Origin of the sequence: Janthinobacterium sp. Mn2066 (assembly GCF_049319705.1) — a bacterium.
In the GTDB taxonomy this organism is placed as follows: Bacteria; Pseudomonadota; Gammaproteobacteria; order Burkholderiales; family Burkholderiaceae_D; genus Janthinobacterium.
Window position 1 is genome coordinate 98,626 of the sequence record NZ_JBMOUF010000008.1, and the last position, 21,957, is coordinate 120,582.

The window sequence follows — 21,957 nt, forward strand, 5'->3', positions numbered from 1 at the left end:
ATTCATTTTCATTCACCAAGCAAAGGAACCATCATGACCATCCTGAAAAAAGCCCCCGTCATGCTGTCTGCCGCAGCCTTGATTACCGTCAGCCTGGCCTTGAGCGCCTGCAAGAAGCCAGCCGATGCGCCGCTGCCGGAAGCAGCGCCACCGGCAATGGCCCCTGCCACGCCAGCCACCACGCAGCCAGCGCCCGCGCCCTCTTCCGATCCGAACGCTCCGCCTGCGGCGCCGCTGACCGATCCGGCCACGGCGCCTGCCGTACCGCCAGCCGGCGCACCTGGCACGGAGCCGCCCGCCACGCCGTCCAAATAAGTTCCAGAACCTGGCTCCCGTCTGGCCATATCCGTGTTGTCGTTGGGGGATTTGCGCGCTATCGCAGTGTCAGCTGCCATAGCGCGTTTTTTTACTTGGAGTGCTTGCGCGCCAACTTGGTTCAGCCCTGCTGCGTGATACAGCGCAGTAGCAGGCCTGTGCGGGATTCCAGACGCGCAGCAGCGGTAGCGTGCGGGAAAGCAGAAACCGCGCAGCCACAGATTTTTATGGATAAAAATTAAACCTTTAGAAACAATTACTTGCAATAAACTCCAAAATACAGTCCACTGGCACGGAAGATGCTTTTACATTCTCAGCGCCGCCATCAGAGCAGCCGCACGTAGTTGCAACAAGCAGAATAAAAACATCTATCTTTGGAGACAATCGCATGATCAGCAAATCTGTTCGCACCTTCCGTATCTCGTCCTTCCTGAACACCAAGGCCCTGGCCGTGGCGGTCGCCCTGGCGGCCCAGTTCCCGCTGTCGGCCCACGCCGCCGATCTGGTGCGCTTGGGCAACCTGAAATTCGCCCATTACGGCGCCGTCGCCTACATGAAGGAAATCGCCCCGCAATATGACTTGAAGATCGAAGAGCGCGTGTTCGCCAAGGGCCTCGACATCGTGCCAGCCATGATCGCCGGCGAGATCGACGTCTCGGCCAGCGCGCTGGAAGCGGCGATCACGGGCCGCGCCACCGGCTTGCCCGTGTACCTGGTGGGCGGCTTCGCCAAGGGCGGCGTGCAAATCGTCGGCCGCCCCGACCTGAACATCAAGGGCATCGCCGATCTGAAAGGGAAAAAAGTCGGCGTCACGCGCGGCGGCCCGCAGGAAATCCTGCTGTTCGCGGAACTGGCCAAGGCCAAGCTGACCTGGTCCGACAAGAAGGGCAAGGACGTGCAGATCCTGTACATGGGCTACCCGGACCTGAACCAGGCCCTGCTGACCAAGGAAATCGACGCCATGAGCCAGTCCGAGCCTTATTCGACGCAGGCGATCCACAAGAAATACGGCACGCAGATCATGAAGCCGTATGACACCCCGCTGGGCGAACCGGTGCGCGCGCTGGTGATGACGGAAAAAATGTACAAGGAAAAACCTGCCGTGGCGCAACGCTTCATGGATTGCTTCGTGGCCGCCACGCGCGCTTTCCTGGCCGACCCGAAACTGGCGGAAAAATACGTGCGTGAATCGATGTTCAAGAACCAGATCACCTCCGAGGATTACCGCGACGCCATCGACAACGCCATCTTCACGGAAGATATCTCGCAAAGCCACGTGCAGCTGACCACCGATTACATGGTGCAGTTCGGCGTGGGCCGCATGGCCAAACCGCCTGCCGCCAAGGACTGGGTCAAGCTGGACCTGCTGGAAAAAGCCAAGAAGTCCTACGTAGCACGCTAAGGGGAAAGCCTCACCATGAATCTGCAAACCATGAAACGTGCCTTGCATGGCGCCCTCGTGCCGGTAGCCGTGCTGTTGATCTGGCAAGCCATGTCCACCTTCGGCTGGATCAACCCGCAAATCCTGCCTTCGCCCGTTGCCGTGCTGGTCAAGTGGTATGAATACCTGATCCCGATGGAAGCCTACACGCCGGAATCGGGCAATTACCTGCTGTGGATGCTGTCGGGCGAATTGCCGCATGACGCCTGGGCCAGCCTGTCGCGCGTGCTGGGCGGCTTTGCCATCGGCGCCGGCCTGGCCTTGCCGCTGGGCTTGCTGATGGGTACGAATAAAACCATCTACAAGCTGTTCGATCCGCTGGTGCAAGTGCTGCGCCCGATTCCGCCGATCGCGTATATCCCGCTGGCCATCCTGTGGTTCGGCCTGGGCAACCCGCCGGCCTTCTTCCTGATCAGCATCGGTTCTTTCTTCCCCGTCCTGATGAATACCATCGCCGGCGTGCGCCAGGTCGATGGCATCTACATTCGCGCCGCGCGCAACCTGGGCGCCAGCCAGATGACCATGTTCCGCCGCGTGATCCTGCCGGCAGCCACGCCCTACATCCTGGCCGGTGCGCGCATCGGCATGGGCACGGCCTTCATCGTCGTGATCGTGGCGGAAATGATCGCCGTCAACAGCGGCCTGGGTTTCCGTATCCTGGAAGCGCGCGAGTATTTCTGGTCCGACAAAATTATCGCCGGCATGTTCACCATCGGCCTGTTCGGCCTGGCCATCGATATCGCCATGAATGCCCTGAATAATCATTTGCTGCAGTGGCACCGCGGCCTGGAACACTGAGAGGAACGGCCATGACCACGATCAATATTAATGCAGTCAATAAAGTGTTCAGCACGGGCGGCAACGACGTCATCGCCCTGAAAGACATCAACCTGGAAATTGCCAGCGGCGAGTTCATCTGCCTGCTGGGGCCGTCCGGCTGCGGCAAGTCGACCCTGCTCAACGCCATCGCCGGCTTTTCCCATCCCAGCTCGGGCCAGATCCTGGCCGGCGGCAAGCTGATCACCGAACCCGGTCCCGACCGCGGCATGGTGTTCCAGGAATACGCGCTGTTCCCGTGGATGTCGATCGAGCGCAATATCGCGTTCGGCCTGGAAATCGCCGGCAAGTCCGCCGCCGAGATCAAGGAGCGGGTCGACATGCTGCTCAAGATGCTGGGCTTGTCGGAGTTCCGCGCCCGCTATCCGAAAGACTTGTCGGGCGGCATGCGCCAGCGCGTGGCGATTGCCCGCGTGCTGGCCCTCGATTCGCCGATCATGCTGATGGATGAACCGTTCGGCGCGCTCGACGCCTTGACGCGGCGTAACCTGCAAGACGAGTTGCTGAAGATCTGGAAAGTCTTCGGCACCACCATCGTCTTCGTCACCCACTCGATCGAGGAATCGATCTACCTGGCCGACCGCACCATCGTCATGACCTACCGCCCCGGCACCATCAAGCGCGACGTGGCGATCGACCTGCCCCGCCCGCGCGACCCGAGCGACCCCGAGTTCAACCGCTTGAAGCGCATGCTGGGGGAAATGGTGATGGAGGAGCAGCAGCGTCACCATAATGCGGAAACCATGGCCAGTACGGCCGATTAAGCACTGGGGTCAGACCCGGCGGGTCTGCCCCCAAATTACTGCCCGTGCACATATAAACACACCAACGGAACCCCATGGCACTGGCCAGATGGACAATAAGACAGCCGTTTGGCACTGTGCTGGCCATCGGTGCGCTGGTCGCGCTGACCTGGGGCACGCACGCCTGGGTCAGGCAGGGCCAGCTCGATGACCTGCACCGCACGCTCGATTCGCGCGCCGAGCTGTATGCGGCGTCGATCGGCGGCGCGCTCAACAAATATGAATTCCTGCCGCTGGCCGTGGCGCAAAGCGATGCGGTAGCGCGGCTGCTGGAAAAACCGGACGCAAAACAAGTCGGGCAGATCAACGCCTACCTGGTCGACATGAACCGCCGCGCAGGCGCGTTTGCCGTGTATGTGCTGGATGCACGCGGCACCACCGTGGCGTCGAGCAACTGGCAGGACCGCAACTCTTATGTGGGCGTCAACTACAGTTTCCGGCCCTATTTCAAGAATGCAATCGCGGGCGGCATCGGCCGCTTCTACGGCATCGGTGCGTCCACGCTGGAAGCGGGCTATTTTATTTCGCAGCCGGTAGTGCACGACGGCCGCATCATCGGCATCGTGGCGGCCAAGGTCAACCTGGACTGGATAGAACAATCGTGGCGCGGGCCAGGCACGGGCGAGCAGATCTGGGTCAAGGATGCCAATGGCGTGATCATCCTGGCCAGCACGCCCGGCTTCAAGTTCAAGACGCTGGCCCCCTTGTCGCCGGCCGCGCAGAAAGACATCAGCGAACAGCGCCAGTTCTTGCAAGAAAACCTGCCCATCCTGCCGCATCGCGTGCGGCGCCAGTTCGCCGATGGCGCCAGCGTGCTGACCCTGGAACGGCCGCAGGCGGATGATGCGCCCACGCTGTCGGGCAGCGCAGATTACCTCGCCGTCAACCGCGCGCTGGGCCCGCTGCGCTGGCAAATCACCGTGCTGGCCGAACTCGATCAGGTGGAAGAAGCGGCCCGCAATGCAGCCATCGGGGCGGCGCTGGGCTGGGCGCTGGCCTTGCTGGCCCTGATGTATGCGCGCCAGCGCCGGCGCCGCATCGCCGAACGCCTGAAGGCACAGCAAACCCTGGCGCAGGCTTATGAACAGCTGGAAATCAAGGTAGAACAGCGCACGGCCGACCTGGTGCATGCCAATGGCCGCCTGCAGGCCGAGGTGGCCGAACGCGAGCGGGCCGAGCAGACCTTGCGCTACGCCCAGGCGGAACTGGTGCAAAGCGGCAAGCTGGCTGCAATCGGCCAGATGGCGGCCGGCGTCACGCATGAGCTGAACCAGCCGCTGGCCGCCCTGCAAACTTTTTCCGACAATACCAAGGTCTTGCTGGACCGGGGACGCATAGCCGATGCGCTCGATAACCTGTCGACCATTTCCGACCTGGTCAAGCGCCTCGGTTATGTCACCTCGCAACTGAAAGGCTTTGCGCGGCGTAGCGACGATGCGCGCAAACCCGTCAACGTGCGCCAGGCGTTTGCGCAAACCATGTTGCAGATCCGCACGCGCCACGGCTCGCAGCGCCTGCTGCTGCATGAAAACTGGCCGCAGGAAGACATCATCGTGCTGTGCAACGCCATCGGCCTGGAACAGGTATTTACCAACCTGATCACCAACGCCATGGACGCCGTGCCGCCAGGGCAGGACGTGCACGTGTGGCTCAGCGTGCGGCGCGAAGGCCCGCTGGCCATCATATTGGTCACCGACAATGGCCCCGGCATTCCCGTGACCTCGATCGACCGCATTTTCGATCCCTTCTACACCACCAAGGAAGAGGGACTGGGACTGGGCCTGTCGATCAGCGCCGGCATCGTGCGCGCGGCGGGCGGCACCCTGAGCGCCCGCAACCGCTCTCTCACCGAAGGAGGCGGCGCGCAGTTTACAATCGCACTGAGCACCGGGGTATCACAATAGGTGCAACAATAATTAAACAGAGACAGGGTCACATGCACGAACACAATTTCGCAGGCTTGCAGGTATTGCTGGTCGAAGACGACGCCGTCGTGCGCAAGGGCGCAAAACAGTCGCTGGAACTGGCCGGCCTGCAAGTGACAGCCTGCGCCACGGCCGAGGAAGCACTGCCGCACCTGGTGCCGGAATTTGCCGGCATCTTATTGAGCGATATCAAATTGCCCGGCATGGATGGCTTGCAGCTGCTGGACCTGGCCGTGGCGCAAGACGCCAGCCTGCCCGTGATCCTGGTGACGGGCCATGGCGATGTATCGATGGCGGTGGGCGCCATGCGCCGCGGCGCCTATGATTTTATCGAAAAACCGTTTTCGGCCGACCTGCTGGTGGAAGTGTGCCGGCGCGCGCTCGACAAGCGCCACCTGGTGCTGGAAAACATGAATCTGCGGCGCCAGCTGGAACAGCGGGCCGGCATCGAAGCGCGCATCGTGGGCCGCAGCGCAGCCATGGCCAAGGTGCGCCAGCTGGTGCTGAACCTGGCGCCCAAGTCGGCCGACATCATCATTCTCGGCGAAACGGGGACCGGCAAGGAATTGATCGCCCGCTGCCTGCACGATTTCAGCGAGCGGCGCGACCACCCGTTCGTGGCGATCAATTGCGGCGCCCTGCCCGAATCGATGTTTGAATCGGAACTGTTCGGCCACGAAGAAGGCGCGTTCACGGGCGCGCAGCGCCAGCGCATCGGCAAGATCGAATACGCAAATGGCGGCACTTTGTTCCTGGACGAAATCGAAAGCATGCCGCTGGCCCTGCAAGTGAAACTGCTGCGCGTGTTGCAGGAACGCAAGGTGGAGCGCCTGGGATCGAATAAATTGATCTCCGTCAATTTCCGCGTGATCGCCGCCGCCAAGGAAGACTTGAATCTGCTGGCCGAGCAAGGCAAGTTCCGCGCCGACCTGTATTACCGCCTGAACGTGGCCAGCCTGACCCTGCCCGCCCTGCGCAACCGGCGCGAAGACATCCCCTTGCTGTTCGAATTTTTCGTGCTGCAGGCAGCGGTGCGCTATGGCCAGCCGGCAACACTGGTCAGCAGCGAATTGCTGGCTTCGCTGATGGCCCAGCGCTGGGCCGGCAATGTGCGCGAATTGCACAATGTGGCCGACCGCTTCGTGCTGGGCTTGCTCGACGACACCCTGAGCCCGGCCGGCGTACGCGAAGCATCGCTGGCCGAACAAGTGGACACGTTCGAAAAATCCATCATCGAAGAAGCCTTGCGCCGCCATAACGGCAACGTGATCGACGCTGCTACCGCGCTGAATATCCCGAAAAAAACCCTGTACGACAAGCTCAAGCGTTTTGATATCTCGACCGAGCAATTCCGTTAATCAAAGGTTGCCGGTCCAGCCCGATGTCGATAACCATGGCGTCCCTTACAAACTGGCAATGATGCAAAAGAAAAATCACTTTTCGGCATCATTGCGCTACACTGAAAGACATCTCATCTTCCGAGAAAGCCATGTCTCCGATTGAACGCAAGTGGTGGTTTGCCTTTCCCCTGATGGCCGTGGCTGCTATCGCCACCTCCCTCCTGCTCGATAGCGCGCAAGTGCCGTCCACGACATCGCTTGCGCGTGCCGTGATTTTCGGCCTGTGTTTTGAAGCCCTATACCGTGGCTTGTCCTTTAGCATCTGGCTATTGCTACTCTGGGCAGCGCCGGGAGTGATAGACAAGAAACTGCTCAACAAAGCCAGCACTTAAGCGCCATCCCGCAGCATCCTTAAACATGTAGCTTGTTCAAGCGCAAGGAATCCGCCCTCCCGCCTCCCGCCTCCTGCACTGTCCTGTCTGGCCAGCAAGGAGCGGCGATGGTGTATCCCAAGATTCCTTATGTCAGCGGCAGCAATAGCGCGCTGCTGCAATGCGACCGCTGCAGCGACGCCATCGTGCGCATCCGGCCCGACATGTGGAACAAAGGCCTGTTCTCGCCATTCGATGTAGGTGGCGATCCCGTATGCCCGCTGATGACGGCGCCGGGCCGCATGTATATGGTGCTGGCAGCCAAGCGGCTGGCGGTGCTGATCAGCATGATCCGCGACTACGACAGCAATGAAGCCGTGTCGATCGTGGCGCACAAGACGTATTTGCCTTTTTCGACGCCAACCCTGACGGGCCTTACATTGTGCTCAATTCCGAGGACAGCATGCCAACACGCGACCTGTACAGCGCTGACAACTCTCCTCCACTCGTCGAGAACGGCCACTACATCCCCGAAATGCCCGACGCCTCCGCTCTGTTCGTGCTGGCGCGGCGTGAAGGTTTGCCTACGACGATGCGCCACCTGAGGACAGCGTTGATGACCTCAACACCTACGGCGTGGCACGGCGGCTGTATCTCGCTTACGACCAGTTGATGCGGGCAGTTCCCCATCCCCGCAAGAGGGAAGACCCGAATGCCTTTACCCAGCGCCAGCCTACGATAGAAGAATGGCTCCCCGCCGCCGCACAATTTGCCCAACGCCCCGATATCCGTGGCACAGGCACCTTCAGCATGTTTGACAAGCTCAATCCCAGGACCTATTTTCCGCCCAGGGACTGGCAGCCCACGCCATGGTTTCCCCTGCCGTTTAACAAGGAACAACTGGCGCAGATCGACCGGCTGCCTACTTTGGGTTTTATCCACCGGCCGACCTTCGTCAAGCTGACGGATGCCGATGGCAAGAAGCGCTGCACAAGACGCTGCTGAAACATGCGCAAGACGGCGGCCCGGAACTCGACAGCGGCAAGCCACAACAGTGGATCGATACCGATAAACGCCTGGGCAATACGGGCGCGGCCACCCTGTTCGTGCAAATGGCCCCCGGCGTGATGGGCAGCTACCGCGATGGCGGCGTCAGTGCGGTGGTCAATCTGCGCGATCCCGAGGAAGCGTCGATCGTCCTGATCAGCCCACCATCCGACGAACCACGCCGCACCCAGCATCATCCGCACGGCGGCGACGTGTTCCGGCACCGCGTTGTGCCCGCCATCGATCCGGCCAATTATCCGGCGAATTGACACCTGCTTATTTCAGCTGCGCCAGCGCATTGCCGCGTACCTGGAAACCCGCTTGCGCCAGCGTCTTGCCTTCGCCATCAACCAGCGCCAGCACATGCTTGCCCGGCGCGGGGCGCCAGCTGACACTGTCATCGGCCGGTCCTAAATCCTCTCCGTCCAGCACCCAGCGCAAGCCCTGGCTGCCCTGGGCCTGGAAAAACACGCGCTGCAAGCCTGGCGGGATATCGGGGTCGATGGCCAGGATGCTGTCGTCGGCCGGGTACACGATGACAGGGGCGCGATGGGCGTCGCCCACCACCGCGAAGACGGGGCTTTCGGTGCCGGCGATGAACCACTCGCGGCGCGGCGCTTCCAGCGCGGGCTGGTACGCCACCTGCTGCTGCAGCAGGCCTTTCGGTGCTGGCGGCGCATGGCTGGCGACATTCTTGTGCAGGTAATCCATCACATCGCGCCACACGGGCGCGGCCCCCGTCACGCCCGACACGTCCCACATGGGCTGGCCGTCGAAGTTGCCGACCCAGACGCCCACCGTGTAGCGCTGCGAATAACCGACGCACCAGTTGTCGCGCATATCCTTGCTGGTGCCTGTCTTGACGGCGCTCCAGAAATTCGTGCCCAGCTCATTGCGCAAGCCAAAAGTGACGCTGCGCGCGGCGCGGTCGGCCAGGATATCGCTGACGATAAACGCCGCGCCCGCGTCCATCACGCGGCGCGCGCCGCCGCCCTGGCCCGGCTGCAGGCTGGCGGCACTGAATTGTCCGCCGTTGGCCAGCACGCGGTAGGCGTTGGCCAGTTCCAGCAAGCTCACTTCCGAGGCGCCCAGCGCCAATGAAGGGCCATAGTATTCGGCCGGTTCCGTCAGGCTAGATAGCCCCACGTCTTTCAGGCGGTTGTAAAAGCTGTCCTGCCCTGTCAGCAGCACCGTGCGCACGGCGGGGATATTGAGCGAACTGGCCAGGCTGGTGCGGACGCTGACATAACCCTTGAAATTGCGGTCGTAGTTTTGCGGCGCATACAGGCCGGAACCGGTGGCGATGTCGAGCGGCGTGTCGTCCATGATGGAGGCGGCCGTCATCAAACGGCGCTCGATGGCCAGTTCGTATAAAAACGGTTTTAACGTGGAACCGGCCTGGCGCAGCGCCGTCACGCCATCGACTTCCTTGCCGCCCGCGTTGCCGACGTAGGCGAGGATTTCGCCGCTGCGGTTATCGAGCACGATAATGGCGCCATCGTTGACATTGCGCTCGCGCAGGGACGCCAGTTGCTGGCGCAGATTGGCTTGCGCAAAACGCTGCAGCGGACCATCGAGGGTGCTGCGCACGGCCACGCCGGGCTGCTTGAGCAATTGCCGCGCCACTTGCGGCGCAGGCGCCAGGTCCGCATAAAAGGCATTGCGCTGCAGGGCCGTCAACACGCGCTGGCCGATCAGCTGGCAGCTGCTGTCCATGCGGCTCTCTTTCGCCAGCGCGCAGGCGCGCCGCGTGACGGCCGCCGGCGCTGCATTCGGCGCGCGCACCAGGCTGGCCAGGATGATGCTGTCGGTCTGGTTCAAGCCCGAAGGCGCCTTGCCGAACAGGCCATAAGATGCGGCGGCCACGCCCTGCAGCTCGCCGCGGAACGACACCAGGTTCAGGTAGGCTTCGAAAATCTGCGCCTTGCTCCAGCTTTGCTCGATGACTTGCGCAGCGCGTATCTGGTCCCACTTCTGGCGCAGGCTGCGCCCGCCCGCCTGCGCCTTCAAATCGGCGTCGAGCTGGCCGGCCAGCTGCATGGTGATGGTCGAGGCGCCACGCGGCTTTGCTGCAAACAGATTATCCCAGGCGGCCGTCGCCAGTGCCGAGAAATCGACCCCGCCGTGGCGCATGAAGCGCTGGTCTTCCGCCAGCAGCACGGCTTGCTGCAAGGCGGGCGAAATATCGGCCAGCGCCACCCACGGCAGCCGGCGCGCCTGCATGTCTACCCGCAGCGATTGCAGCGGCTGGCCTGTGCGGTCCAGCAGCTGCGCTTCCGAACTGCGATAAGCCGCCTGCACCTGGCCCGGCGTCAGGGTCGCTTGCGCCAGGGCCGCAGCAGATAAGGTGCACGCCATGATAAAGATCAGGGACTTCACTGCCCCACCTTCACGTTGGCGTTCGGCGCCGCGCCAAACAGTTCGGGCGAGTACATGGCTTCCACCCGGCTGGCCGGCAATTGGAAGTCGCCCGCATTATTCAGGCGCACCGTGTATTCCACGCTCCACGCGCCTTTCGGCACGAAGGCATAGTAGGCGCGGAAGGCGTCGACGGCGCGCTCTTCGAATGTGGGCCAGACCCAGCCCGTGGATTTTTCGCCGGCCGTGGACAATTGAGAATCGCGGCCCAGGCCATTGCCCAGCACCGTGGCGCTGGCCGGTATCGGATCGTCGACTACCACCCAGCTCATGTCCGTTTGCGCCGTCAAGTCCAGCCGCACGCGGTAGACATCGCCGCGCGACCACACGCCCGCCGTTTTCTGCTCCACCGGCGTGATGGTTTTCTTCACGGTATAGCCACTGGAAACAGGTGCCGCGAGCGGTATCGCCGCCACGCTTTGCACCGTGGCCCAGGGTTTGCCCGTGCCATCGTGCGACAGGCTCAAGGTGTCAGCTCCTTTTGGCCAGGCTTGCAGCACGGGGCCGGCCTTGGCGGCATCGTTCCAGGCCAGCGTCTGCGTATCGCTGCCCAGCTTGACACTGCTGCTGCCCGTCACTGGCGTGGATTCAAACCTGGCCGAGAACTTGGCCATCGCCAGCGTGCCCCAGGCATTGGCGACCGTGGTATCCCAGCGCCCCTGCTTCTGGCGGCCCATGGCGCCACGGGCCAGGCGGCCGATATCGTCTTTCCACGCGGGGTTGTCCAGCACGGCCAGCAGCAAGCGGTTGGCGTTGACGTCGCCAGAGACCATCAGCCACCACCAGTTATCCTTGCGCTCGGTGGAAAAGCCCATGCTCGTGCCCTGGAAGTTCAGGCGCGAACGCAAGATCTGCTGCACTTCAGCCAGCTGGGCATCGCGGCGGGCCAGCTTCGGCGTGCGCTGCAACAGCAAGCTCCAGTCGATCAGGGCCGAGGTCGGCCACAGGTTCGGGTTGATGCTGATTGACTCCAGCGCATCGGGCGGCACCTTGTTCGAGCGCGACAAGGCTTCCAGCGCAGCCAGCTTGCGCACGGCCAGGTCGGTCGTCGCCAAAGCGGAATGGCGCACGATGCGGCCCTGCACGAAGGCCGTCAAGCCTTCTTCCATGCGGTTTTTCGTCTGTTCGGGTATCACATAACCCGCTTCCGCCGTAGCGGACAAGACATAGGCCGTCAGGGTATCGCTGCCCTGCTCCATCATCGGGAAGTATTTCAGCAAACCGTCGCCATCGAGATAGGCGGGCAAGCTGGTGGCCAGCTTGTTCCAGGCCGCCGTGTCGCGCAAGGCGATCGCTTTCGAGGTATTTTGCTCGAAGCAGGTGTAAGGGTAAGCCGCCATATACTCGCGCACGCCGGGCAGCTCGCCACCCAGGCTGGCCGCAAAGCTGGTCTGGATGCCGCCGCGGCCGGGAAGCGCGCCAGCCGGCATCTGCACCGACATATTTTTTGCCTGGTCCAGCTGCAGCAGGGTCGCCTGGTAGGTGCGCAGCGGCGTAGCCTGGCCCACCTTTTGCGTGATCTTCAGTTTATCCGTGTGATTGCCCGCCCTGGCGCTGAGCTCCCACACGATGCTGGCGGCCCCCATCGGCACCTGGTAATTCCAGCCGATCTCGCGCGCCTCGCCCGCCGCCAGGCTCACACTCTGGCGCGGCAAGGCTTTATTGGCTGCGCTGGCGTTCAGCTCCACGTTCAGCGAGGCATTCGAGGTATTACGCACCGTAAAACCGGCGCGCAGCTGGTCGCCTTCACGCACCAGCTGCGGCAAGCCGGATAATAAGATCAAGTCTTGCGACGTGCGGATATCGGTGCTACCGGTGCCAAACAGCTGCTGGCCGGCGCTGGCGACGGCAACGATGCGAAAACCCGTCAGCGAGTCGTTCAGCGGCACTTGCACGGTTGCCTCGCCCCTGGCGTCGAGCTTGACGGTGGCCTTCCAGAACAGCAGGGTGTCGAACAGTTCGCGGCTGGCGCCCTTGCCGCCGCCACCGCCGGCCGGGAAGGCCTTGCGGCCGAAATGGCGCTTGCCGATCACCTGCATTTGCGCGGTCGAGGTTTCCACCTGCAGGCTGCGCTGCGCCATCATGGTGTCCAGCAGCTTCCAGCTATCGTTGGGCATCAGTTCCAGCAGACCCGTATCGACGGCCGCCAGCGCCACTTCCGCACCGGCTGGCAGGGCCTTGCCATCGGCGCGGCGCACGCGCACGGATACCTCGGCTTTCTCGCGCGTGCGGTAGACCTCCTTGTCGGATACCACCATCACCTTCAACTCATGCGCCTGCCAACCCACGTTCAGCGGCGCGATGCCCATCTTGTAGGCGGGCTTGCCCAGGTCGACCAGGGCAGTCGGCTGCACGCCATCGACCCGGCCCCGCACCACGAACACGGACACATACACATTCGGTGCATAGTTGGCCTTCACGGGAATATTCACCACCGGTTCGCGGCCAGTCAAAGGCCGCACATAGGTGTCGAGGATGCCTTCGCGCTCCACCGTGATAAGGGCCGTGCCCTCGCGGAAAGGCATGCGCACTTGCAGGCTGGCCTGCTCGCCCGGTTCATAGCGCTTTTTCTCGGGCAGCAGATCGATACGGTCGCTGTCGCTGGCGCTGAACCACCAGTCTTCGCTGCCGGCCACCCAGGTTTCGCGGTTGGTCACCGCCGCCCTGCCCTGGCCATCTTCGGTACGCGCGCGCAGGATCAGATTGCCGCTGGCCGGCGCCTTTACGTCGCAGATCAACAGGCCCTTGTTATCGGTCTGGCCGCTGCAGGCGGGGCCCAGCTTGACGATTTCACTCTCGTTTTCATACGCATAAAAGCCGCCGATCAGGCGCCGGCGGTGCGAATAGCTATTGCGCTGGAAGAAATCGACGGCGACGGCCGCATTGGGCACGGGCTTGCCTTCGGTGGACAGCACCGCCACCGTGAACTTGAATTGGTCGCGGCTCAAGGCCCAGGCGTCGGGCTTGACGCCGATCACATAGCTCGATGGCCACAAGGGCACGCGGGTGGCGACTGACGCCGTCTCGCCATTCGCGTCCTGGAACGCCATTTCCGCCACCAGATCGCGCGGCGTCGCTGATTGCGGCAACTGGTCGATCACGACACGCGCGCCGCCCGCCTGGTCCAGGGTCAGGTTTTGCGTGCGTGCCGCGGCCGCTCCCGCCGCCGCGCTGCCTTCATCCTGCCATGCATTCTCATCGTCGTCATAACCGGCACCCTGCTTGACCAGGCCTTCTTTCACATCGCCATTGCTGAAGCTGAAATCGGCATAGTCGGCAAAACTCACGCTTTTATCCTGCAACACCGTGCGCAGCTTGACGGGTGCATTGGTGGCGGCGCCGCCCGCCAGGTAATTGATCTGCGCGTCCAGCGCCACTTGCGACACCTGCACCGCTGGCGTTTTCGGCCCCTGCAGCACGGCTTTCATGGTCGGCACGCGGAACGCTTCCACGCGGAAGCTGCCCGATGGCTTGCCGGCCATGCTGACTTGATATTCACCCTGCTTGGCGTCCGCCGGGATGGTCCATTCATTTTCCGCCGTGCCGCTGGCCGACCAGCGCAGCGGCAGCTGGTACGTCTGCTCGCTGCCCTGGTGCGTGATGACGACCGCCGTGGCGCTGCCAGGGCCGTTATGCTTGTCGACCAGACTCAGGCCCTGGTCCGTGTGGCGGCGGATGAAATGCTTCATGTGCACGGTTTCGCCGGCGCGCAGCAAGCTGCGGTCGAACACGGTGGCCAGCAAGGTGCTGTCGGCGCGCGTGTCATCGGTGGGCAAATTAAACCGCCAGGATTCGATGCCGCCCACCCAGTCCGACATGGTAAACGTCATGTCGCCGCCGCTGCGCGCACTGATAAAATAACTGCCATTGTTCTTGCACGTCGAGCGCGCCAGTTCGCCGTCGATACGGGCCACGCCGTCGGCCCCCGTCAGACCTTGCCACAATAGCTTGCCACTGCAATCGCGCACCGCCACCTGCGCCTTGGCCACGGGCGCGCCCTTGTCCAGCGAGGTGACCCACACCAGCGACGATGCGGCGCCATGCTTGAAGTGGGCCGCCAGGTTGGTCACCAGCGCAGCCGTATGGATGTAGGCGGTCGCGGGTTTGGCCAGCAAGGCCTTGCCCAGGATGGGACTGGCCAGTTCCACCACATAAAAGCCCGGCTTGACCAGGGGAATGCCGATCACTTCAAAGGTTTTCTTGCCATCGGGGCGCGGTAATTTAAAAGCACGCGTGCCGGCTGCGCCATTCAGCACGGACTTGCTCATATTGCCCGCATATTGTTCGCCGGGCTGCCAGTTTTCATTTTCCCCGCCGCCACCCGACAAACGCCGCATCCAGTCGATGATGAATTTGTCGTCATTGTCGGGCAGGCGCAAGGTCGCGCCCGATGCCGCTTCCCTGCCCGTCAACACAGGCTCGATATTGCGCACGGTGACCGGCAGCAAACCATCGCCCTTCGCTTCCAGGATGCCGAAGGGCGCCGGGAATTTCAGCAGCGGCGGCTGCTGGCCGGTGCGCACCGTCATGGGAAAGCGTCCGCGGTTCAGCAAGTTGCGGCCTGCATCGTCCGTCAATTTATTCGGCAAGCTCAGTACAAAGCTGGCCTGTTCGGGGAATGGGCCTTTAAAAGTGGCGTCGGTGAGGAATTCCGCCTTTTCTTCTTCCTTCGATATCGACGGCGCATACGTCTTGCCGCCGCCTTTCAGGGTGATGGCCCGCACCAGCGCGGCTTTCACGGGCGCAGAAAACTGCACGCGCAGGGGTAAGAACGGGATGCACTGATCCTTGGGATTGCTGCGTTCGCAGCTGAACCTGGCCGTAAAGTCAGGCCGCGTCTTGTAATGCAGGCTTTGCGCCTTGTCCGTGGCAATCGGGTCGGGACCGGCTGTAGCGATGCCCGCGCCCCACACCAGTGTCACCTTGGCGTTGGCGGGGAAGGTGCGCTTGCATTGCAGCACCGTGACGGGCAGCGGCGGCGCGCCCTTGACAAACATGGGCAACCCCGCCTTCCACACCACGCCGCGCGACTTGAAATACACGTTCAGGTAGCGGTCGACGAAGTTCTTGCGCAAGGCCAGTACTTGTTCCAGCTGCTTGCCCTGCAACAGGCGCACGCCGATCTTTTCATTGATGCCTTCCGCACTGCAATACGCATTAGTCGTAATGCTGGCCTCGCTGGCCACGGCGTCTAGGCCCAGCACGAAAATCTGGTTTTCATCGATGTACGGCTGGCCATCGTAGAGCGTGGCCTCGACGATGGCCGGCCCGCCCGTGTCAAAACGGTAGCTGGCGGCGCCCTTCCATGTCTGGCCAGCCAGGTCTTTCACTTCCGGTTTCAAGCTAAAGGTACACGCCACGCCAGCGGGCAAATCGCGCTCGAAATCATAGCTCCAGTTGCGTTCATCGGCCCAGCGCCCCTTGCCCGCCACCACAACCGGCTCTGCCTTGCCGCAATCGACAGTGAAGGGATCGGCCAGGGCCATGTCGCCAAACGGCACCATCGGCGTGGCAAATTGCGCCCGCACCTGGCGCACGGCCTTGACCGTGCCCGTCGGCGAAAACACCGCCACGCCGCTCTCGGCCAGGGCTGGTAAAGCCGTGCCCAGCGGCAGTATCAACAGCGCCGGCAAACTGAAACGGGCGAGCCTGGAAAGAATAGCCTTATGGAAAGTAACCTTGGGCACGGAGTAACTCCTGAATAGAAAGGCGCGATAACGCCGAATAGGGGCAAAACGGAATTGTTTCTCTATCGAACGCGGCAGGAATACAACATCGATGTAATATCGGTTTTAATCGTCAACAGTATTGATAATATACAGTGACAAGTTAGAAATAAGTTGTTCGCCAGGCGGTAACAAACAACAGGAACTTCGTGCTTTTCCTTTTATGTCTGGCTTATCAAAATTTGCATCGTCGAAATGAGTTGTTTTTGTCGTCAAACTGCAACACCATTGATATACAACAATGCTTTGTGCGCTAACGCACCGACCGGTCGAACCTGGATCCGTATTCTCCAGTCCAACAGCAGTGCAAATGTTGCGTGTAGCGCACCTGTCCAGACCTGTCATCAAGCCGCATTTTATTAGTATTGATATTTAATTCTTATTAATGTTTGGCAGTCTGTGTTTGTAGGCAGTAGAGAAAATCTCTTTCAACGTTGGGAGTTACTTGTGAATAATCTAAAAAAAATCGCCGTTGCCGCCGCAGTCTTGTGCTCCGCCCTCGGCGCACAGGCCCAGGAAATTAACCCATCCTGGTATATTCAACCTAGCATCAATGCACTGAAACCCGATTCTGATTTCTCCACCGACAAAACCGGCTATGGCGCCGGTCTGCGCTTTGGTAAGCCTTTGTCGCCTGAATGGGATATCCAGTTCGGCACCACCTATGCCCGCTCGAAAGGGAACAATGGCACGCGCTACCAGCAAAATACGCTGGGCGTCGATGGCCTGTACCTGTTCAGCCGCGATCCTGCTTTCGCCCCCTTCGTGCTGATCGGTGCTGGTATGCAACGCGACAAGGATACCGGCGTACTGGGTGACCGCAGCAAGAGCTCGCCATACGCCAGCGTCGGCCTGGGCTTCCAGGGCAAGATCAACGACCAGTGGTCGACCCAGGTCGATATCCGCAACGTGCATGGCTTCCTGCGTGGCGATACCTTCGCCAGCAGCAAGGCCAACAACTACTACGTCACCGTGGGCTTGAACTACGCGTTCGACAAACCGCCTGCACCGCCGCCGCCGCCACGCCAGGAAGTGGCGCCACCGCCGCCACCTCCACCACCACCGCCGCCACCTCCTCCACCGCCGCAACCACGGTTCGAGAAGGTAACCCTGTCGGCGACGGAACTGTTCGCCTTCGACAGCGCCAAGCTGGGGGCGACACAGTCCAGGCTGGACGAGATCGCACGCGTGCTCAACGCAGCGCCGGACGTCAACAACGTGGTGATCAGCGGTTACGCCGACCGCATCGGTTCGCCCAAGTACAACCTGAAACTGTCGAAGGAACGTGCTGACGCAGTCAAGGCTTACCTGGTCAACGCCGGTGTTGCCGCCAACCGCCTGACGGCCGAAGGCAAAGGCTCGACCAATCCAGTCGTTACTTGCGATAACAAGAAACGCGCTGACTTGATCAAGTGCCTGGAACCTAACCGTCGCGTTGAAGTCGAGCAAATCACCATCGAACGCCGCGTACAGTAAGCATCAACCATCAGTGGAAGGCCACTGCACAAAAAGGGGCTACGGCCCCTTTTTTTATTGAAAGCCATTATGAGTACTTCCTCTCCCCCTACCCGCCTGGCCCGGCTGGGCCCCTTCTGGCAACAGATGCGCAAGGTCGTCGTCTGCTCCGTCACCGAATGGCTGGAACACCGCGCCTCGAGCAAGGGCGCCGCCCTCGCCTATTACACCCTGTTTTCCGTCGCGCCCATCCTGGTGCTGGTGATCGCCATCGCCGGCTTTTTTTATGGCCAGGCGGCCGCGCGCGGCGAATTGATGGAGCAATTGCAGGGCTTGCTGGGCAAACAGGGAGCGGAAGCCATCCAGCTGGTGCTGGCCGGCGCACAGAGCCACGAACAGGGGCGCATCGCCACCCTGATTGCAGGCGGCTTGCTGCTGTTTGGCGCCACCAGCGTGTTTGCGGAATTAAAGGCCAGCCTTGATGAGATCTGGCAAGTGCCACCGCTGAAGGAAGCGGGCGCCTGGGACATGCTGCGCACGCGCCTGCTGTCCTTCGGACTGGTGCTGGTGCTGGCGTTTCTGTTGATGGTGTCGCTGGTGGTCAGCGCCGCCATGGCGATCCTGCAAAATTTTTGGGAAGGCGTGTGGAAAGATGCCGCCGTGCTGTTTGCCATCCTGTCCAACCTGATCGGCTTTGCCGTCATCGCCAGCCTGTTTGCCGTCATCTACAAGATGCTGCCCCGCGTGCGCCTGTCCTGGCGCGACGTGATGATCGGCGCGCTGGGTACGGCCTTCATGTTTTCGCTGGGTAAATATGCGATCGGCGTGTATATCGGCAACAGCGGCGTGGCCAGCAGCTATGGCGCCGCCGGTTCGCTGGTGGCCCTGCTGCTGTGGGTCTATTACTCGGCGCAAATCTTCTTCCTGGGCGCCGAATTCACGCGCCAGTTCACCTTGCAGCTGGGTAGCATGAAAGACATGGAAAAAACAGAAGATGGCGATGTGGTCACCAAGATTCTCAAGCACCACCAGTCGTAGACAACAGGATTTACTCTCCTAAAAGCTCGGCAACCACTTCCATGCCTTGCACGCGCTCGGCCACGACCTTGACGATCACGATGATGGGCACGCCCAGCAGCAAGCCCCAGACCCCCCATAGCCAGCCCCAGAACAGCAGGCTGATGAATACCGCCGTGGGGTTCATGCGGGCGATGCGGCCCGTCATCCAGGTAGTCACAAAGGTGCCGACCAGGGTGGCGATGCCCATCGAGGTGGCCGTCACCAGCAAGACCATTTCCAGCGATTCGAACTGCAAAAAGGCCACCAGCCCGGTGGCCAGGGTGATCAGCAGCGGACCGAAATACGGCATGATGTGCAGCAAACCGGCCACGATGGCCCAGGCGCCCGCGTTTTCCAGGCCGATCAGGCGCAGCGCGATCCACATCAGCAGTGCCAGCAAGCCATTCGTCACCAGCAGCATGAACATATAGTTCTGGATCGAGGTATTGATGTCTTCCAGGATATGCACCGTTACTTTCTTGCGGCTCAGCGACGGCCCCGTCAGCTTGACCAGCTTGCGCTTGAAGGTATCGCCGGACAGCAACAGGAAAAAGACGAGGAAAATCACCATGGTGGCCTGGCTCAAAAAGCCTGCCAGCCCCAGCGAACCGGCCCAGACCCAGTCCATCACCTTGAAATTGGGTGCATCGGGTTTGCTGGCGGCACGGCGGTCGGCACGGCGCGCCTCGGCGCCAGCCGCTACCTGTTCGATTTCATTGGCCACGGCTTGCATTTTTTGCAATGTGCTTTCCTTGCCGCCCGTGCTGGCGGCGATCAAACGGGCCAGCTTGTGGGTGGCGGCCGGCATTTCTTCGACGATGGATTCAAACTCGCCCTGCACGCGCTCGATCATGACGAGCGAACCGAACAGTATCAGGGCGGTGATGACGGTGGCGCCGGCGATGCGGGGCACGCGGATTTTTTCCAGCCAGACGACAAGGGGATTGAGGGTATAGGCGATGAAAATCGCAAAGACGACGGGGATCAGGAATTTCTGCGCCCATTGCAGGGCAAACACAAAACAGACGGTGGCGATAATGCCCAGCGCGACGCCGCGCGCATTGACGTGCAGCGGCAATTGCAAGGGGCGCTCCAGCGGCCCTGCGACAACGCTGGCGCTTGCTTCCGTCGGCGCAAGCTCGGCCGGCTCGGTGCTGCCCTCAGCTGGCGGAGTATTCATGGAGTCTCTTCTGCCCCGGCGGTTCAAGCCTGTTCAAGGCGATCCGCAGCACCGGCCAGGGGCCAGGTGCTGCGCAAGGCAATCCGGCGATTACTTGACGTGGAGATCGTTCTTGACCGATTTCACGCCTTTCACGCCGCGGGCAATTTCAGCCGCCTTGGCAATCGAGGCAGGATCGGCCACGAAGCCGCTCAATTGCACCACGCCCTTGAAGGTTTCCACGTTGATTTCCGTCGATTTCAGGGTAGGTTCATTGAAAATGCTGGCCTTGACCTTGGTCGTCAGCACGGAATCATCGACGTATTCGCCCGTGCCTTCCTTGGTCGGGGTCGATGCACAGCCGGCAACGGCGAACAGGGAAGCGACGAAAAGACCGGTGGCGATGGATTTGGTGAATTTCATGATTTTTTTCCTTTTGAATGGACAATTAACAGTCAAACAACGTGCTCGAACGAGCTTTTGATACAACTTTTCATACTGCTACGCATACCAGCCGCTTCCTTGCGCCCAACTATCGGGCCTCATTCATCGAACTGGATTTTTGCAGCCTTGATACAGTCATCCCTGGCTGCGCCGGCGAATGCATCGCATTTTTCTGCTGCGACCTTGTACTCGGCTTTTCTTTTTGCTTCACGCGCATCGCTGCGCGCTTCGATCACCTTCTTGTCTGCCTTGGCATCGGCCAGGGCGGCAATCTTGGTGGACTTGGCCAGCTTGACGCACACATCCTTGTCATTGCCCGTCAAGGCACCGCAGCGGGCCAGGTCGACATCGTAGTTGGCGTCGGCAATCTTGACCCGTGCCCTGGTATAGGCACGCAAGGTGTTCGTGTATTGCGCCTGCGCTACCGCTTCATCGTAGGCACGCACGGCCTTCGCTTCGGCAATACAGACATCTTTCGGATTACCGGCGACGCCATCGCACTGGGCGCGTGCCGTCTTGTACTTGGCAGCCGCCTGTTGATTCGCCGATTGGTAGAGGGCCTTCGCCTCGGCGCTGGCCGCGACAGCCTGGCCAGCCCAGCCAGCGCAAACCAGGCTGACGAGCACGGCTGCGACTAGTTTGTTCTTCTGCATAAACGACTCCCTGATTCCAGCATCAGAATCTTGTTGCTTCTTATCTATTGGCTAAACAACTACTTGCTTGGCATGACTACCGTTTTACGTGGATAGCGCCGTGCCTTCTGTACGCTGCCGTACACAAGCATGCTTATTGTGAAACAGTGGGGGAATCTGTCGTTAATCGCGCACAAGCACCGGCTTCAGCGCTGCAGGGGAGGACGGAAAAGTTCTTGCAGCGATGACAATTAAGTACGTGCGGCAGCGTACAGACCCGGCATGGCGCCGTGTCTAAGATGGACTCACACTTACACCACGTCAGGAGAATAAAATGAAAACCAATGCCACCTTGGCTGCACTGATGCTCGCCGCCACCGCCGTACTGAGCGGTTGCGCCAATACCGGTCCATCGCAAAACTATGGCGCGCCCCAGGGCGACTATTCCACCTACGGCACCATCGATTCCATCCAGGTAATACAGGGCGGCAGCAGCAGCGGCGCCGGCGCCATCGTCGGCGGCATTGCCGGTGCGCTGCTGGGTAACACCATCGGCTCAGGTGGCGGCCGCACTGCCGCCACCGTCGCGGGCGCCGTCGCCGGCGGCGTGGTCGGCAACCAGGTGGAAAACCGCCAGCAATCCGGCTTGAACTACCAGATCAGCGTACGCCTGGACAATGGTGAATACCGCACCATCGTGCAAGACAACGCGAACAACTTGCAACCGGGTAACCGCGTGCGCATCGTCGACGGCCGCGTCTACCGTTAATCATCTCAATCACCAATAATGAACAATAACAAGGAGATACCATGGGCACCATCATCCTGATTATCCTGATCCTGGCCCTGGTTGGCGTCCTGCCCACCTGGCCGCATAGCCGCAACTGGGGTTACGGCCCCAGCGGCGTGGCCGGGTTGATCGTCGTCATCCTGCTATTGCTGCTACTGACGGGCAGGCTGTAAAAAAAGGCGCTACGGCGCCTTT

19 protein-coding genes are annotated in these 21,957 nt (G+C 61.3%); 14 read left to right on the top strand and 5 right to left on the bottom strand.

Annotated elements, in window-relative coordinates; genetic code table 11:
* Positions 1-33: 33 nt before the first annotated feature.
* The 10 genes from ACL9RI_RS16680 to ACL9RI_RS16725 all read left to right on the top strand — a co-directional run bounded on the left by ACL9RI_RS16680 (position 34) and on the right by ACL9RI_RS16725 (position 8,348).
* Positions 34-315, top strand: coding sequence for a hypothetical protein (locus ACL9RI_RS16680; protein WP_422727636.1), 282 nt, complete (start codon positions 34-36; stop codon positions 313-315).
* Positions 316-703: 388 nt separating this feature from the next.
* Positions 704-1,717 carry an ABC transporter substrate-binding protein gene (locus tag ACL9RI_RS16685; protein WP_422727637.1) on the top strand — a complete coding sequence of 338 codons (1,014 nt, stop codon included), beginning with the start codon at positions 704-706 and terminating at the stop codon, positions 1,715-1,717.
* 15 nt (positions 1,718-1,732) lie between these two features.
* Entirely contained in the window at positions 1,733-2,554 is an 822-nt protein-coding gene (locus ACL9RI_RS16690) for an ABC transporter permease (RefSeq protein WP_422727638.1), read from the top strand.
* Positions 2,555-2,565: 11 nt separating this feature from the next.
* Positions 2,566-3,357 carry an ABC transporter ATP-binding protein gene (locus ACL9RI_RS16695; protein ID WP_422727639.1) on the top strand — a complete coding sequence of 264 codons (792 nt, stop codon included), beginning with the start codon at positions 2,566-2,568 and terminating at the stop codon, positions 3,355-3,357.
* 74 nt (positions 3,358-3,431) lie between these two features.
* Positions 3,432-5,300 (top strand): sensor histidine kinase, encoded by a 1,869-nt coding sequence (locus ACL9RI_RS16700; RefSeq protein WP_422727640.1) that lies wholly within the window; start codon positions 3,432-3,434, stop codon positions 5,298-5,300.
* A 32-nt stretch (positions 5,301-5,332) separates the two neighbouring features.
* The gene (locus ACL9RI_RS16705; RefSeq protein WP_422727641.1) at positions 5,333-6,679 is read left to right on the top strand and encodes a sigma-54-dependent transcriptional regulator; all 1,347 of its coding nucleotides are present in this window, start codon (positions 5,333-5,335) and stop codon (positions 6,677-6,679) included.
* 131 nt (positions 6,680-6,810) lie between these two features.
* Positions 6,811-7,053 carry a hypothetical protein gene (locus ACL9RI_RS16710; protein WP_422727642.1) on the top strand — a complete coding sequence of 81 codons (243 nt, stop codon included), beginning with the start codon at positions 6,811-6,813 and terminating at the stop codon, positions 7,051-7,053.
* A gap of 107 nt (positions 7,054-7,160) precedes the next feature.
* Complete coding sequence (locus ACL9RI_RS16715; protein WP_422727643.1) at positions 7,161-7,637, top strand: T6SS effector phospholipase Tle3 domain-containing protein; 477 nt, start codon at positions 7,161-7,163, stop codon at positions 7,635-7,637.
* A 67-nt stretch (positions 7,638-7,704) separates the two neighbouring features.
* The gene (locus ACL9RI_RS16720) at positions 7,705-8,037 is read left to right on the top strand and encodes a hypothetical protein (RefSeq protein ID WP_422727644.1); all 333 of its coding nucleotides are present in this window, start codon (positions 7,705-7,707) and stop codon (positions 8,035-8,037) included.
* Positions 8,034-8,348, top strand: coding sequence for a hypothetical protein (locus tag ACL9RI_RS16725; RefSeq protein ID WP_422727891.1), 315 nt, complete (start codon positions 8,034-8,036; stop codon positions 8,346-8,348). The genes ACL9RI_RS16720 and ACL9RI_RS16725 overlap by 4 nt, the downstream gene beginning before the upstream one ends.
* A 7-nt stretch (positions 8,349-8,355) precedes the next feature.
* Here ACL9RI_RS16725 and pbpC read toward each other — a convergent pair whose 3' ends face one another.
* Positions 8,356-10,437 (bottom strand): penicillin-binding protein 1C, encoded by a 2,082-nt coding sequence (gene pbpC, locus ACL9RI_RS16730; RefSeq protein ID WP_422727892.1) that lies wholly within the window; start codon positions 10,435-10,437, stop codon positions 8,356-8,358.
* Positions 10,438-10,454: 17 nt separating this feature from the next.
* Entirely contained in the window at positions 10,455-16,184 is a 5,730-nt protein-coding gene (locus tag ACL9RI_RS16735; protein WP_422727645.1) for an alpha-2-macroglobulin family protein, read from the bottom strand.
* Positions 16,185-16,670: 486 nt separating this feature from the next.
* Between ACL9RI_RS16735 and ACL9RI_RS16740 the strand changes: the two genes are divergently transcribed.
* Positions 16,671-17,699 carry an OmpA family protein gene (locus ACL9RI_RS16740; protein ID WP_422727646.1) on the top strand — a complete coding sequence of 343 codons (1,029 nt, stop codon included), beginning with the start codon at positions 16,671-16,673 and terminating at the stop codon, positions 17,697-17,699.
* 69 nt (positions 17,700-17,768) lie between these two features.
* Entirely contained in the window at positions 17,769-18,716 is a 948-nt protein-coding gene (locus tag ACL9RI_RS16745; RefSeq protein ID WP_422727647.1) for a YihY/virulence factor BrkB family protein, read from the top strand.
* Between the two features lie 10 nt (positions 18,717-18,726).
* Here the strand turns inward: ACL9RI_RS16745 and ACL9RI_RS16750 are convergent, their stop codons facing one another.
* The 3 genes from ACL9RI_RS16750 to ACL9RI_RS16760 all read right to left on the bottom strand — a co-directional run bounded on the left by ACL9RI_RS16750 (position 18,727) and on the right by ACL9RI_RS16760 (position 20,993).
* Positions 18,727-19,917 (bottom strand): AI-2E family transporter, encoded by a 1,191-nt coding sequence (locus ACL9RI_RS16750; protein ID WP_422727648.1) that lies wholly within the window; start codon positions 19,915-19,917, stop codon positions 18,727-18,729.
* 90 nt (positions 19,918-20,007) lie between these two features.
* Entirely contained in the window at positions 20,008-20,319 is a 312-nt protein-coding gene (locus ACL9RI_RS16755) for a BON domain-containing protein (protein WP_422727649.1), read from the bottom strand.
* A gap of 119 nt (positions 20,320-20,438) precedes the next feature.
* Entirely contained in the window at positions 20,439-20,993 is a 555-nt protein-coding gene (locus tag ACL9RI_RS16760) for a hypothetical protein (RefSeq protein ID WP_422727650.1), read from the bottom strand.
* Positions 20,994-21,306: 313 nt separating this feature from the next.
* On the opposite strand from ACL9RI_RS16760, the gene ACL9RI_RS16765 reads away from it, so the two are divergent.
* Both ACL9RI_RS16765 and ACL9RI_RS16770 read left to right on the top strand, forming a co-directional pair.
* Positions 21,307-21,741, top strand: a complete 435-nt coding sequence (locus tag ACL9RI_RS16765; protein ID WP_422727651.1) for a glycine zipper 2TM domain-containing protein — start codon at positions 21,307-21,309, stop codon at positions 21,739-21,741.
* A 41-nt stretch (positions 21,742-21,782) separates the two neighbouring features.
* Positions 21,783-21,935 (top strand): DUF3309 family protein, encoded by a 153-nt coding sequence (locus tag ACL9RI_RS16770; protein ID WP_422727652.1) that lies wholly within the window; start codon positions 21,783-21,785, stop codon positions 21,933-21,935.
* Positions 21,936-21,957: the final 22 nt, after the last annotated feature.

What these genes read in the sequence shown, in the direction of transcription:
- ACL9RI_RS16755 (WP_422727649.1), bottom strand. Translation starts at nt 20,319, where the DNA reads ATGAAATTCACCAAATCCATCGCCACCGGTCTTTTCGTCGCTTCCCTG.
- ACL9RI_RS16715 (WP_422727643.1), top strand. Translation starts at nt 7,161, where the DNA reads ATGGTGTATCCCAAGATTCCTTATGTCAGCGGCAGCAATAGCGCGCTG.
- ACL9RI_RS16700 (WP_422727640.1), top strand. Translation starts at nt 3,432, where the DNA reads ATGGCACTGGCCAGATGGACAATAAGACAGCCGTTTGGCACTGTGCTG.
- ACL9RI_RS16685 (WP_422727637.1), top strand. Translation starts at nt 704, where the DNA reads ATGATCAGCAAATCTGTTCGCACCTTCCGTATCTCGTCCTTCCTGAAC.
- ACL9RI_RS16745 (WP_422727647.1), top strand. Translation starts at nt 17,769, where the DNA reads ATGAGTACTTCCTCTCCCCCTACCCGCCTGGCCCGGCTGGGCCCCTTC.
- ACL9RI_RS16760 (WP_422727650.1), bottom strand. Translation starts at nt 20,993, where the DNA reads ATGCAGAAGAACAAACTAGTCGCAGCCGTGCTCGTCAGCCTGGTTTGC.
- ACL9RI_RS16690 (WP_422727638.1), top strand. Translation starts at nt 1,733, where the DNA reads ATGAATCTGCAAACCATGAAACGTGCCTTGCATGGCGCCCTCGTGCCG.
- ACL9RI_RS16695 (WP_422727639.1), top strand. Translation starts at nt 2,566, where the DNA reads ATGACCACGATCAATATTAATGCAGTCAATAAAGTGTTCAGCACGGGC.
- ACL9RI_RS16680 (WP_422727636.1), top strand. Translation starts at nt 34, where the DNA reads ATGACCATCCTGAAAAAAGCCCCCGTCATGCTGTCTGCCGCAGCCTTG.
- ACL9RI_RS16765 (WP_422727651.1), top strand. Translation starts at nt 21,307, where the DNA reads ATGAAAACCAATGCCACCTTGGCTGCACTGATGCTCGCCGCCACCGCC.
- ACL9RI_RS16705 (WP_422727641.1), top strand. Translation starts at nt 5,333, where the DNA reads ATGCACGAACACAATTTCGCAGGCTTGCAGGTATTGCTGGTCGAAGAC.
- pbpC (WP_422727892.1), bottom strand. Translation starts at nt 10,437, where the DNA reads ATGGCGTGCACCTTATCTGCTGCGGCCCTGGCGCAAGCGACCCTGACG.
- ACL9RI_RS16720 (WP_422727644.1), top strand. Translation starts at nt 7,705, where the DNA reads ATGCGGGCAGTTCCCCATCCCCGCAAGAGGGAAGACCCGAATGCCTTT.
- ACL9RI_RS16770 (WP_422727652.1), top strand. Translation starts at nt 21,783, where the DNA reads ATGGGCACCATCATCCTGATTATCCTGATCCTGGCCCTGGTTGGCGTC.
- ACL9RI_RS16750 (WP_422727648.1), bottom strand. Translation starts at nt 19,917, where the DNA reads ATGAATACTCCGCCAGCTGAGGGCAGCACCGAGCCGGCCGAGCTTGCG.
- ACL9RI_RS16710 (WP_422727642.1), top strand. Translation starts at nt 6,811, where the DNA reads ATGTCTCCGATTGAACGCAAGTGGTGGTTTGCCTTTCCCCTGATGGCC.